The sequence below is a fragment of the Streptomyces sp. NPDC007929 genome (assembly GCF_042959065.1).
In the GTDB taxonomy this organism is placed as follows: domain Bacteria; phylum Actinomycetota; class Actinomycetes; order Streptomycetales; family Streptomycetaceae; genus Streptomyces.
Window position 1 is genome coordinate 739,049 of sequence record NZ_JBIBKD010000003.1, and the last position, 12,292, is coordinate 751,340.

10 protein-coding genes and 1 pseudogene are annotated in these 12,292 nt (G+C 73.6%); 7 read left to right on the plus strand and 4 right to left on the minus strand.

Annotation, left to right across the window (positions count from 1 at the left end; translation table 11 throughout):
* The first annotated feature begins 145 nt into the window (after nt 1-145).
* The 5 genes from ACFZDE_RS13015 (at nt 146) to ACFZDE_RS13035 (ending at nt 6,348) form a co-directional block, all read left to right on the plus strand.
* Nucleotides 146-2,782, plus strand: a complete 2,637-nt coding sequence (locus tag ACFZDE_RS13015; protein ID WP_391199787.1) for a hypothetical protein — start codon at nt 146-148, stop codon at nt 2,780-2,782.
* A gap of 143 nt (nt 2,783-2,925) precedes the next feature.
* The gene (locus ACFZDE_RS13020; protein ID WP_391199789.1) at nt 2,926-3,837 is read left to right on the plus strand and encodes an ATP-binding cassette domain-containing protein; all 912 of its coding nucleotides are present in this window, start codon (nt 2,926-2,928) and stop codon (nt 3,835-3,837) included.
* A complete protein-coding gene (locus ACFZDE_RS13025; RefSeq protein ID WP_390993720.1) occupies nt 3,834-4,574 on the plus strand; it encodes an ABC transporter permease in 741 nt (246 codons plus the stop codon). Before ACFZDE_RS13020 ends, ACFZDE_RS13025 begins: the two co-directional genes overlap by 4 nt.
* Nucleotides 4,571-5,737: a histidine kinase gene (locus ACFZDE_RS13030; protein WP_391199791.1), complete on the plus strand. Its 1,167-nt coding sequence runs from the start codon at nt 4,571-4,573 to the stop codon at nt 5,735-5,737. The genes ACFZDE_RS13025 and ACFZDE_RS13030 overlap by 4 nt, the downstream gene beginning before the upstream one ends.
* Nucleotides 5,734-6,348, plus strand: coding sequence for a response regulator (locus tag ACFZDE_RS13035; protein WP_391199793.1), 615 nt, complete (start codon nt 5,734-5,736; stop codon nt 6,346-6,348). Before ACFZDE_RS13030 ends, ACFZDE_RS13035 begins: the two co-directional genes overlap by 4 nt.
* An 84-nt stretch (nt 6,349-6,432) precedes the next feature.
* Here the strand turns inward: ACFZDE_RS13035 and ACFZDE_RS13040 are convergent, their stop codons facing one another.
* On the minus strand, nt 6,433-7,284 hold the full coding sequence (locus tag ACFZDE_RS13040; protein ID WP_390993723.1) for a tetratricopeptide repeat protein: 852 nt from the start codon (nt 7,282-7,284) through the stop codon (nt 6,433-6,435).
* 368 nt (nt 7,285-7,652) lie between these two features.
* A pseudogene (locus tag ACFZDE_RS13045) lies at nt 7,653-8,663 on the minus strand (GNAT family N-acetyltransferase); the annotation flags it as partial.
* Nucleotides 8,664-8,803: 140 nt separating this feature from the next.
* On the opposite strand from ACFZDE_RS13045, the gene fdxA reads away from it, so the two are divergent.
* Both fdxA and ACFZDE_RS13055 read left to right on the plus strand, forming a co-directional pair.
* The gene (gene fdxA, locus ACFZDE_RS13050) at nt 8,804-9,124 is read left to right on the plus strand and encodes a ferredoxin (protein ID WP_003973842.1); all 321 of its coding nucleotides are present in this window, start codon (nt 8,804-8,806) and stop codon (nt 9,122-9,124) included.
* Nucleotides 9,125-9,246: 122 nt separating this feature from the next.
* On the plus strand, nt 9,247-10,338 hold the full coding sequence (locus ACFZDE_RS13055; RefSeq protein ID WP_391199795.1) for a bifunctional succinyldiaminopimelate transaminase/glutamate-prephenate aminotransferase: 1,092 nt from the start codon (nt 9,247-9,249) through the stop codon (nt 10,336-10,338).
* A 169-nt stretch (nt 10,339-10,507) separates the two neighbouring features.
* Here ACFZDE_RS13055 and ACFZDE_RS13060 read toward each other — a convergent pair whose 3' ends face one another.
* A complete protein-coding gene (locus ACFZDE_RS13060) occupies nt 10,508-10,954 on the minus strand; it encodes an ATP-binding protein (RefSeq protein WP_390993725.1) in 447 nt (148 codons plus the stop codon).
* Nucleotides 10,955-11,301: 347 nt separating this feature from the next.
* Nucleotides 11,302-12,225, minus strand: a complete 924-nt coding sequence (locus ACFZDE_RS13065; RefSeq protein WP_391199927.1) for a heavy metal transporter — start codon at nt 12,223-12,225, stop codon at nt 11,302-11,304.
* Nucleotides 12,226-12,292 lie beyond the last annotated feature (67 nt).

The following is a 12,292-nucleotide window of genomic DNA, read 5'->3' on the forward strand; positions in this document are numbered from 1 at the left end:
GCCAGGACCTGGCCGTGGGGGTCCGGTGTGGGTTTCCACAGCGGTCACGGGATACGAGCGAGAAGTGGCCAGTATGGTGGTGCGCGCCGCCGAGCTGCCCGCGTGAGGTTGTGTCGGGCGGCGGAGCCAACCGGGAGAACCTGCCTTGAGTCGTGAAACTGACACTCCGTCCTCCGGGCCCAACGGGCGCGGTGGAGCCGCCTACCCGTCGGGTACGCCGCCGTACGGGACCCCGGCGGTCACCGACGCCGGTACGGACGCGGGCCGTTCCGCCGCGCGGCCGGAGGAACGCAAGACCGAGACCACGCTGACGACCCGGATCCGGATCAACATCCCCGGGTCACGGCCCATTCCGCCCGTGGTGGTGCGCAAGCCCGTCGCGGAGACGGAGGCCCCGGCCGACACCGACACGCACGGTGGGACGTCCACGGGGCCGGGCAACGCCCCGTCCGTGTCCGCGGGCGTGAGCCCGGCCGAGCCCTCCGCCGAGCCCGCGCAGCAGGGCGACGACAAGCCGGCCAGCGACTGGTTCGCGCCCCGCAAGTCGGGCGGCGGCAAGGGCGGTCCGGGCAGCGGCTCCACCAACGGGGCCGGGCTGCCGGGCGGTTCACGTCCGGCGCCGGGCGGCTCGGGTGCGGGTGGCTCGGGTGCGGGTGGCCCCGCGGCCGGTGCGTCCGGCGGTGCGCGGCCGGGTGCCGGGCGGCCCGGAGGCGTGGTCGGCTCCATGGGCGCGCCGGGCGGCTCCCGCTCCGGCGGTACGAACGGTGCCGGGCTCCCGGGCGGCGCGACCGGCGGCCCCGTCGCGCCCGGGCACGGCGGCGGCACCGGCTCCTTCGACGTCACCGAGGCCCTGGCGGCGGGCCCGCTGGGCAGCGGCTCGCGTCCGGCCCCCGGCGGCGAACCGCGCCGCGACGACCTGCCGTACTTCTCGGAGAACGGCCGCGACGGGCAGAACGGGCAGAACGGTCGGGCTGGGCAGACCAGTCAGAACGGCCAGAGCGGGCAGGGCGGTTACGGCGGTCAGGCAGGTGGCCCGAGCGCCGCGGACGCCTTCGGCACGCCCGGCGGTCCCGGCTCCCTGGGCCCGGCCGGTCCGACCGGCGGCCCCGTCACCGGTGACGGCCCGATGGTGCCGCCGGCCGGAGCGGGCTTCGACGACCAGGGCGGTCCCGGTGGCCCCGGCGGCTTCAACGCACCGGGAGGCCCGGGCGCACCCGGCGCCTTCGACGCCCCGGGCGGTCCTGGCGGCCCCGGTGGTCCCGGCGGCTTCGGCAACGATCCGGGCGGCCCGGCCGGTCCCGGCGCCTTCAACGCCCCCGGCGGTCCCGGCGGCCCCGGCGGTCCCGGTGGACCCGGCGGCCGTAGCGGCCCCGACGGCTTCGGCGACCCGGGCAGGCCCGGTGCCCCCGAGGCCTTCAACGACCCCGGCCGCCCCGGCGCCCCCGAGGCCTTCAACGCCCCCGGCCGGCCCGGAGGCCCCGGAGCCATAGGCGGCGGCCCCGGCGGCCCCGGCGGCCCGGGCACCCGGGGGACCACCCCCGCTCCTGGCGCCGCAGGCCCAGGCCCAGGCCCCGGCCCCGGCGGCGGCATGAGCGACGACACCGCCATCCTGACCCCGCAGAAGCCGGCCCCCGAACCGCCGGACGGCCAGGGCTACAACCCCCGGCACGACAACGTCTCGGGGCACACGGTCACCAGCGGCATCCCCGTCGTACCGTCCGGCGCGGCGTCGCCGTTCGGCCCGGGCGCGCCCGGTGACGGCCCGGTGCCCCACACGGCGCCGAAGCTGCCCGAGCCGGTGTCGCCGCCCCCGGCGAGTTCCTCCAAGGCGCCGAAGAAGAAGGGCCGCAGCAAGCTCGTGCTGCTGGCCGTCGGCGTGGTCGTCCTCGCCGGTGGCGTCTACGGCGCCGGGCTGCTGATGAACCGCACCGACGTGCCCAAGGGCACCACCGTGCTCGGCGTCGACATCGGCGGCACCACCCGCGACGGCGCGGTCAAGAAGCTCGACGAGGCCTTCGACAAGAACGCCGGTAAAGAGCTGAAGCTGTCGCTGGGCGGCAAGACCGTCGCCCTCGACCCGGACAACGCGGGCCTGCAGTTCGACATGGACGCCACGGCCGACGCGGCGGCCAAGAGCGACTACAACCCGGTCTCCGTGATCGGCTCCCTCTTCGGCAACCACCGTGTCGTCACCCCGGTCATGCCCGTCGACGAGGAGAAGCTGCACGCCTCCCTGGAGGCCGCCGTGGGCGGCTCCGGGGCGACGACCGACGGCACGATCGAGTTCAAGGGCGGCAAGGCCGTCCCCGTCTACGGCAAGACCGGCAAGGGCGTCGACCTCGCCAAGTCGACGACCGCGGTCGAGGAGGCGTACCGCACCCAGGTGGAGACCGGCACGGCCGGCACCGTGAACCTCCCGACCACCACCCGCCGGCCGACGGTCTCGAACGCCGAGGTCGACCGGGTCCTGAAGGACTTCGCGCAGCCCGCGATGTCGGCCAAGGCCATCGTGCAGACCGACGCGGAGCACAGCATTCCGTTCGGCGCGCTGTCCCTGCCGAAGATCCTCAGCTTCAAGGCCGTCGACGGCAAGCTCGTGGACACCTACAACCTCAAGGCGCTCCAGGAGGCGTACGGCACGACCTTCGACGGCGTGCAGATCGAGGGCGCGAGCGGCAAGCGCGACGTCACGCCGCAGGACGTCGTCACGGCCCTGCGCAAGGCCCTGCGCGGCAAGACGCCCGCGGAGCGCATCGGAGTCATCGACACCAAGCCGAACTGACCTTCCGCCACCCGCCGTACGAGAGCCCCCGCCCGCTGAGGGTGGGGGCTCTCGGTGTCACCCCGCACCCATGACAACCGTCATACGGCACTCCGGACGCCCGACACTGCCCCCGCCCCCGCCCCCGAAGCCACGATGTCGGTATGACAAAGACAGCCTCCGTGGTCGCGTTCGACCAGGTGAGCAAGGTGTACGACGCGGTCCGGGCCGTGGACGGGCTGACCCTCGATCTCAGCCCGGGGCAGACCGTGGCGCTGCTCGGGCCCAACGGGGCCGGCAAGTCCACCGCCCTCGATCTGCTGCTCGGCCTCAAGAAGCCCGACAGCGGCACGGTCCGGCTCTTCGGCACCAGCCCCCGGGACGCCATCGTCGCCGGGCGCGTGGGCGCCATGCTGCAGAGCGGCGGGCTGATGGACGAGGTCACCGTCGCCGAACTGGTGCGGCTCGCCTGTGATCTGCATCCGAAGCCGTACCGGCCCTCCGAGGTCCTGGCCCGCGCGGGCGTCGCGCAGATCGCCGACCGCAAGGTCAACAAGCTCTCCGGCGGCCAGGCCCAGCGTGTCCGCTTCGCCCTGGCCACCGCTGGCGACAGCGACCTCATCGTCCTGGACGAGCCCACCACCGGCATGGACGTCACCACCCGTCAGGCCTTCTGGGCCACCATGCGCGAACAGGCCGACCAGGGCCGGACCGTCCTGTTCGCCACCCACTACCTGGAAGAGGCCGACGCCGTCGCCGACCGGGTCCTGGTGCTGCACCGCGGCCGGCTCCTCGCCGACGGCACGGCCGCCGAGATCAAGGCCAGGGCGGGCGCCCGCCGGGTCTCCTTCGACGTGGAGGGCGCCCTCGACGAACCCGCCCTGCGCGCCCTGCCGTTCCTGACCGGGATCGACATCTCCGGCCGGACCGTGCGCATCCAGTCCGCCGACGCCGACGCCACCGTCCACGCCCTGTACGGCCTGGGCGTCTACCCGCGCAACCTGGAAGTCGCCGGGCTCGGCCTGGAGCAGGCCTTCGTCGCCATCACCACCGCCGAGGAGGCGAAGTCGAAGTGAACAGCCTGATCCGGCTCGAACTCGCCCGCGCCCTGCGCAACCGCAAGTTCCTGTTCTTCTCCGTGATCTACCCGTCGGTGCTGTTCCTGATCGTCGCGGGCAAGGCCGACAGCACCACGAAGGTCCCCGGCAGCGGCCTGACCCTCCCGACCTACATGATGGTCTCCATGGCGTCCTTCGGGGCCCTCACGGCCGTGCTCATGGGCAACAGCGAGCGCATCGCCAAGGAACGCGAGGGCGGCTGGGTGCGGCAACTGCGCCTGACCACGCTGCCGGGCCGCGGCTACGTCCTCGCCAAGACCGCGAGCGCCGCCGTCGTCAGCCTGCCGTCCATCGTCATCGTCTTCGCCGTGGCGGCGGCCGTGAAGGACGTCCGCCTGGACGCCTGGCAGTGGCTCGCCCTGACCGGCGCGATCTGGGCCGGCAGCCTCGTCTTCGCGGCGCTCGGCGTCGCCATCGGCTACCTGGCCAGCGGGGACGCGGTCCGCCCGATCACGATGATCACCTACTTCGGCCTGTCCATGCTCGGCGGCCTGTGGATGCCCACGACCACCTTCCCGGACTGGCTCCAGGAGATCGCGAAGTGGCTGCCCACGCACGCGTACGCTGCCCTGGGGCAGGCCATCGAGCAGAGCCGGGCCCCACACGTCCAGGACCTCGCCGTCCTCGTGGTGTCGTTCGTCCTGTTCGCGGGCGGCGCGGCCTGGCTGTACCGGAAGGACACCCTGAAGGCGTGAACGACGTCGGCGTCGGGATCGGGCAGCGCCCGGTCAACCGCAGGCAGCGGGTCGTGAAGTCGCTGTGGACCGGCATCTGGCTGGTCTACCTGAGCGCACCCGTCACCGACCTGCTGCACGGCGGCCACAGCACCGGCGTGCGGGTCCTCGGCTGGCTGGGCCTGGCCGCCTTCGTCACCTGGTACATGCTGCTGGTCTTCCGCACCGGCCGCGGCGAGCGCAATGGCCTGGTGCTCGGCTCGCTCGGCGTCCTCGCGGCCCAGTCCACGCTCCTCGCCCTCACCCTGGGCCGCGAGTGGCTGGTGCTGTTCGTGTACGTCTCGATCGCCTCGGGCGCGGCCCTGCCGCTGCGCATGGCCCGCTGGACGATCCCGGGCGCCTGCGCGCTGCTGACCGCCGTGGCGTTCGCCGTGCCGGACGGCCACTCCTACCTGGCCGGACTGCTCATCCCGGCGCTGCTCGGCGGTTTCGCGATGACGGGCGTACGCGAACTCGTCCGTACGACCATCGCCCTGCGCGAGGCCCGGGCCACCGTCGCCCAGCTGGCCGCCAACGAGGAGCGCCTGCGGCTGGCCAGGGACCTGCACGACCTGCTCGGCCACTCGCTGTCCCTGATCACGCTGAAGAGCGAGCTGGCCGGACGGATGCTGCCCGGCCGGCCCGACGAGGCCGCCCAGCAGGTCGCCGACATCGAGCAGGTCAGCCGCCAGGCCCTGGTCGACGTACGCGAGGCCGTCACCGGCTACCGCCGCCCCCGGCTGCATGGCGAACTCGCCGGTGCCCGGGTCGCCCTGACCGCGGCCGGCGTCACCGCCGCGCTCCCCGACGAACCCGACCTCGACGGCGTGCCCGAGGAGAGCGAGTCGGCCCTCGCCTGGGCGTTGCGCGAGGCGGTCACCAACGTCGTACGGCACAGCGGGGCCCGCCGCTGCACGGTCGAGCTGCTGCGCCGCCAGACCCTGGACGGGCCGGTGCTGGAACTGACCGTCGAGGACGACGGCTCGGGTGGTGACGGCACCGGCCAGGGCAACGGTCTCGCGGGCCTCACCGAACGCCTCACCACGGCCGGTGGCACCCTGGAGGCGGGCCCGCTCAAGTCCGGTTTCCGCCTGGTCGCCCGCGTGCCGGCGGCCGGACCGGCGGACGTAGGATCCCCGGCATGAGCCGTACGATCAAGGTCCTGCTCGCCGAGGACCAGTCGATGGTCCGCGAGGCCCTGGCCGCCCTGCTCGGCCTGGAGGAGGACATCGAGGTCGTCGCCCAGGTGGCCCGCGGCGACGAGGTCCTTGAAACCGCACGCGCGCACGCCGTGGACGTGGCCCTCCTGGACATCGAGATGCCCGGCGCCACCGGTATCGAGGCCGCGGCCCTCCTGCACGCGGAGCTCCCGGCGGTGAAGCTAGTCATCCTCACCACCTTCGGCCGTCCCGGCTACCTGCGCAGCGCCATGGAGTCCGGCGCCGACGCCTTCCTGGTCAAGGACGCCCCCGCCGCGCAGCTCGCCGAGGCGATCCGCAAGGTCCTCACCGGCGAACGCGTCATCGACCCGACCCTGGCGGCAGCGGCCCTGGCGGAGGGCGCCAACCCGCTGACGGACCGGGAGCGAGAGGTCCTGCGCGCCGCCGCCGACGGCTCCACCAACGCCGAACTGGCAGCATCCCTCCACCTTTCCCAGGGCACCGTCCGCAACTACCTCAGCACAGCCATCCAGAAGCTCGCGGTGAGAAACCGAGCAGAGGCGGTCCGGGTGGCACGGGAAAAGGGCTGGTTGTAATGCCTTGGGGCGCGGGGAACTGCGCGAAGCAGGCCCACGCGCCCGCACACGCAGGACCACACGAGCCCCTAGGGCGAGAAGGCGTCAGTTGAGCATCGCCCGAGCCGCGAAAGCCTCCCCCCGCACCCGCTCGGCAGCGGCCTCATCCACCGCCTCCACCACCTCCGCATAGGCCTCCAACTCCGAGGCCCCGCCCAGGAACTCCCCCCGCCGCACCAGCAACTGCGCCCGCTCGTACCGCAACCGAGCCGGATGCGACGGCAGCAGCAGCGACAAGTCCACCGCCCACAACGCCACATCCGACCGCTCCGGCCGCGCCGCCGCCCACGCCCGCACGTTGTTCAGGATCCGCAGCACCACATCCAGCGGATCCGCCGGCCGCAGCATCGACGGATCGATCCCCGCCCCCGTCGCCCCGGCCACCAGCACCTCCGCGTCCGCCCCCGTCAGCACCCGCCCGCCGTCGAACGGATCCGCGAGCACCTGCCCCTCGTCCGGCCCGAACCCGACCACGAAGTGCCCCGGCAGGGCCACCCCGTACACCGGGGCCCCTGCCCGCCGGGCCACCTCCAGCCACACCACGGACAGCAGGATCGGCAGCCCCCTGCGCCGCTCCAGGACCTCGTGCAGCAGCGAGGACTCCAGCCGCTGGTAGTCGGCCGGGGCGCCGTGGAACCCCATGCGCTCACCGAGCAGCTCCCGCAGGGCGAGGGCCCACGCCCGGGGCCCGCCGGGCCGGTACGGCAGCAGCCCGGCCAGCCGGTCCAGCTCGACCTGCGCGGCGTCCAGGCCGGCCTCGTCCAGCTCCCGGTCCGCCTCCGCGCCCACCAGCAGGCACAGCGTCGACAGATCGGGCCGCTCGGACCGGACCTCTTCGGCGAACCGCCGCCGCAGTTCGGCGGAGCGCTCGGGGGACGGGGGAAACGGGGGACGCATGACTGGCTCGTGCCCTCTCACGACGAACGACTACCGGCCGCGGTGCCCACGGGGGTGCCCGCCGGGGTGTCGGCTGTGGTGCGGGCTGGGGTGTCGGCCGTGGTGCCCGCCGGGGTGTCGGCTGTGGTGCGGGCTGGGGTGTCCGCCGCAGTGCCCGCGGGGGTACGGGCCGCGGTGCCCGCTGGGGTGTCCGCTGCGGTACCGGCGGGGGTGTCCGTTGAGGTACCGGCCGCGGTGTCCGCTGCGGTACCGGCCGCGGTGCCCGACGCGGTGTCCGCCGCGGTACCGGCTGCGGTGCCCGACGCGGTGTCCGCCGCGGTACCGGCCGCGGTGTCCGCCCGGGTGTCCGCAGCGGCACCCGCCGTGGCACCCCCCGCGGCGCCCTCCGGCGCCCGGTAGTGGTGGTAGGCGTGGTGCGCCGCGAAGTTCATCCCGGTGTACAGCGCCCGCGCCGCCGTGTTGTCGGCCTCGACCTGGAGCCACGCGGCCGACGCGCCCTCGTCGAGCGCCTGCCGGGCCAGCGCGGCCATCACGGCCGTGCCGAGCCCCCGCCGCCGCAGCTCCGGATCGATCTCGACGGCGGCGAACCCGGCCCACCGCCCGTCGACGACACACCGCCCGATGGCGGCCGGAGGCGCGCCCTCGGCGGCCCCGGGAACGGTCGCGAACCACACCGACGGCCCGCTCTGCAGAACCCGCAGCGCCACCTCGCTCACGCCCTTGCGCTGGTACCGGCCCAGCCAGCCCTCATCCGCCTGCCGGGACAGCACGACGCCCGCCGGATCACCCCGGTCGGCGATCGGCGCCAGCGGCCCGGTCCACAGCTCGGCGGTCACCTCCCGCACCCAGCCCCGCCGCTCCAGCTCGGCACAGAGCAGTTCCTGCGTGCCCTCGGCGCCGGTCGCGGTCTGGACGTAGGCGGGCAGTCCGCGTTCGCCGTACCACCGCCGCACGGCCTCCAGGGCCTCGTCGAGCGGCGCGTCCGGCGCGCCCAGCGGCAGCACCGAGTTGGCCCGCCGGGTGAACCCGGAGGCGGCCCGCAGCTCCCACCCGCCCAGCCGCTCGCTCTCCACGGGCCGCCAGGCCCGCGCGGCGACCCGGGCCAGCTCCTCGTAGGAGGTGGCCGGGCCACGGCGACGCGCCGGTGCGGCGGGCACGGTCTTGCCCGCGACCAGCGCCGATTCCGCGATGCGGACGCTCTCGCCGCTCTTGCGTGTGATCAGCAGCACACCGTTGTCCCATGATGTGAGAACACCGACCGTGTCGGTGAACTTCTCACCCGGAGCCTCATGTTCGATCAAGCTCCGCACGGAGACCCGTTTGCCCACGTCAGCAGCGGTGATACGGACCTCGAGTCGCCCGGCGGCAGAGATTTCCACAGGTCAGTTCACCCCTCCTGTTCGGATCATGCCCAGGAACGGAGATACTAGGGGCGGGCATCGACGACGCCGCGCTCCCGCGCGCCAGGCGGCGGAGCCTGAGGAGGCCCGCCAGCGCCCTATCGAGGAGGAACGACAGCGTGACCTACGTCATCGCGCAGCCTTGTGTCGACGTCAAGGACAAGGCGTGCATCGAGGAGTGCCCGGTCGACTGCATCTACGAGGGCCAGCGGTCCTTGTACATCCACCCGGACGAATGCGTCGACTGTGGTGCCTGTGAGCCGGTCTGCCCGGTCGAGGCGATCTTCTACGAGGACGACACTCCCGAGGAGTGGAAGGACTACTACAAGGCGAACGTCGAGTTCTTCGACGAGCTCGGTTCGCCCGGCGGAGCCAGCAAGCTGGGGCTGATCGAGCGCGACCACCCCTTCGTCGCCGCGCTGCCGCCGCAGAACCAGTAAGAAGCGGCCCGCACACCGTGCCGCCTCGGTCCCGTACGGCCAGATCAGCCCGCTGATCGCCGTACGGGGCCGAGGCGTTTGCCGTGACCGGCTCGTACGCGCCAGAAAGTGAGCCCGAACCCGTGTCCGCAGTCTCCGACCGCCTCCCCACCTTCCCCTGGGACAAGCTGACCCCGTACAAGGCCACGGCCGCCGCCCACCCGGACGGCATCGTCGACCTGTCCGTCGGCACCCCGGTCGACCCGGTGCCCGAGCTGATCCAGAAGGCGCTGGTGGCCGCGGCCGACTCGCCGGGCTATCCGACCGTCTGGGGCACTCCCGAGCTGCGCGACGCGATCACCGGCTGGGTCGAGCGCCGCCTCGGCGCCCGGGAGGTCACCCACCGCCACGTGCTGCCGATCGTCGGCTCCAAGGAGCTCGTCGCCTGGCTCCCCACCCAGCTGGGCCTCGGCCCGGGCGACCGGGTGGCCTACCCGCGCCTGGCGTACCCGACGTACGAGGTCGGCGCCCGCCTGGCCCGCGCCGAGCACGAGGCCTACGACGACCCGACGGAGCTGAACCCCGAGGGCCTGAAGCTGCTCTGGCTGAACTCCCCGTCGAATCCCACGGGCAAGGTCCTCTCGAAGGAGGAGCTGACCCGGACCGTCGCCTGGGCCCGCTCGCACGGCATCCTGCTCTTCTCCGACGAGTGCTACCTGGAGCTGGGCTGGGAGGCCGACCCGGTCTCGGTGCTGCACCCGGACGTCAACGGCGGCTCCTACGACGGCATCGTCGCCGTCCACTCGCTCTCCAAGCGCTCCAACCTCGCCGGCTACCGCGCGGCCTTCCTGGCCGGTGACCCGGCGGTCCTCGGCCCGCTCCTGGAGATCCGCAAGCACGGCGGCATGATGACATCGGCCCCGACGCAGGCGGCGGTGATCGCGGCCCTCGGCGACGACGACCACGTCCGTGTCCAGCGCGAGCGCTACGCGTCCCGTCGCGAGCTGCTGCGCGAGGCCCTGGTCACCCACGGCTTCCGCATCGAGCACAGCGAGGCCAGCCTCTACCTGTGGGCCACCCGGGGCGAGTCCTGCTGGGACACGGTGGACCACCTCGCCAAGCGGGGCATCCTCGTGGCACCCGGCGACTTCTACGGCCCGGCGGGCGCGGAGTTCGTGCGCGTGGCGCTGACGGCCACGGACGAGAGGGTGGCGGCGGCCGTACAGCGGCTGTGACCACTCCAGGGCACGTCGAAACGGTCCCGAGCACACCGAGGCACCCCGGGCACACCGAGGCGCCCCGAGTACACCGAAGAGGCCCGGCGCACACCGAAGAGGCCCAGGCGCACACCGAAGGGGTCCGGGGAAAGCTCCCCGGACCCCTTCGACGTCAGACGCGGCTGTGTCAGCCGACCGGCAGGCTCTTCACCGGCAGGGAGTCCGCCGACGGCACGCCGCCCTTGGTGAGCGAGTCCGTCGGCAGGCCGCCCTTGGCGGAACCAGCGGTGTCGCCGACGAGCTGCCCGGCGGAGCCCGCCGTGTCACCGGCTGCCTTCTGCGCCACGGGCGTGGTCTTCTTGACCGCCTTGCCGCCGGTCTTGCCCGCGGCCGGCACGGCCTTCTTGACGGTCTTGCCGCCGGTTTCACCCGCGGACTCGGTGACCTTCTGCGCCGCGCCGTCGACGGTGTTGCCGACGTTGGCACCGTCCAGGGCGGTCAGACCGCCGAGGTTCGGGGTGGCGGGCAGCTCGGGGGCCGCGCTGGCGGAGCCGGCCGCACCGACCCCGGCAGCCGCTCCCGCAGCGACGATCAGCGCGGCACGGGCGATACGGCGGGTCAGGGGGAGGGACATGGTGCTCCTTCGACGGGAGAGAACGGTGAGCTTCGTGAAGTGTCCGACCGAGTCCGGCAGTTGATCGACCGGCTGTGGATCACCCCGGCTCGGACGCAGTGACTACCGCTCGAAGCCCGCGAAGGTTGCGGCGCCGCAACGTAAAGAGTTGGTAATGCGTCGCATTATCAGCTGCGGATAAAAACGGTCAAAGAGGCTTCCGGAGGAAACCCTGCCGAATCCTTCCAGCCCTGTGCGCGCAAGGGATTTCGCGGTTTCCGGAGTGAGGGTGCGAAAACCTGCGCACACCATCGCCGAGGCACCGTGTGGGTAACCCCCTCGGGTGAGACCCCGTACCTCTGCGCGATCTAGCCCATCGTGACGACACGGACCGCGTCCGCGTCCCGTTCCGCGCCCGCGGTGCCCTTCGCCGTGGGCTCCCGCCACTGGCTGGCGGTGTTCCCGGCGACCCACTCGCGCCCCGCGTAGGTGACGCGCGCGATGTGCAGCTCGGAGGCGTTGGCCACGGCCCAGTGCGCCAGCTGCCAGCCCCGCTGCTCGGGGTTCCGGCCGGTCGCCGCGCCGGGGCCGGCGGTCACCGGCAGGGTCACGGTCCGCCCGCCGGCCTCGCCCCCGGCGCTCGGGGACGGCGCGGGCGTGGCCGTCGACGGACCGCCGCCCACCTCCGCACCGGCCGGCTCCAGCACATCGCGCCCGAAGTCCCGCACGAGCGCCGCCCGTACCCCGTCGGGCCCCGAGGCCCGGGTCGCGGCCGGGCGGCCCTCGCAGGTCAGCGTGGCCGCCGACTGCCCGGTGAGGGCCGCGGCGAGCAGCGCGGCGTCCGGCTCGTGCTTGGCGTAGGCCTGCGGGAAACCGCTGCGCTGCACGCGCTGCGCGGCGACGGTGAGCGGCAGCCGGGTGTAGCCGGGCACCTTGACCAGGTGGTCGTAGAACTCACCGGCCGAGTACGTCGGGTCCATGATCTCCTTCGGCGTTCCCCAGCCCTGAGAGGGCCGCTGCTGGAACAGGCCGAGGGAATCCCGGTCGCCGTGCTCGATGTTCCGCAGGGCGGATTCCTGGAGCGCGGTCGCCAGCGCGATGGTCACGGCCCGCTCGGGCAGCCCGCGCGCGGTCCCGACGGCGGTGATCGTCGCCGCGTTCACCGCCTGCTCGGGCGTGAACTCGTACGACGCTCCGTCGCCCTTGCCGGAGACCACCTTGCAGCCCGGTCCACCCGAGCCCCCGGTGATGTACTGCACGGCGAGGTAACCGGCCACCGCGAGCAGGGCCATGAAGGCGGCCCCGCATCGGAAGAGGCGGCCACGACGCTTGGGAGAGGACGGCTCTGGCACGCCGTAC

Coding starts and splice junctions, on each gene's coding strand:
- ACFZDE_RS13065 (WP_391199927.1), bottom strand. CDS start 12,225: ATGGCCCTGCTCGCGGTGGCCGGTTACCTCGCCGTGCAGTACATCACC.
- ACFZDE_RS13020 (WP_391199789.1), top strand. CDS start 2,926: ATGACAAAGACAGCCTCCGTGGTCGCGTTCGACCAGGTGAGCAAGGTG.
- ACFZDE_RS13035 (WP_391199793.1), top strand. CDS start 5,734: ATGAGCCGTACGATCAAGGTCCTGCTCGCCGAGGACCAGTCGATGGTC.
- ACFZDE_RS13060 (WP_390993725.1), bottom strand. CDS start 10,954: ATGTCCCTCCCCCTGACCCGCCGTATCGCCCGTGCCGCGCTGATCGTC.
- ACFZDE_RS13040 (WP_390993723.1), bottom strand. CDS start 7,284: ATGCGTCCCCCGTTTCCCCCGTCCCCCGAGCGCTCCGCCGAACTGCGG.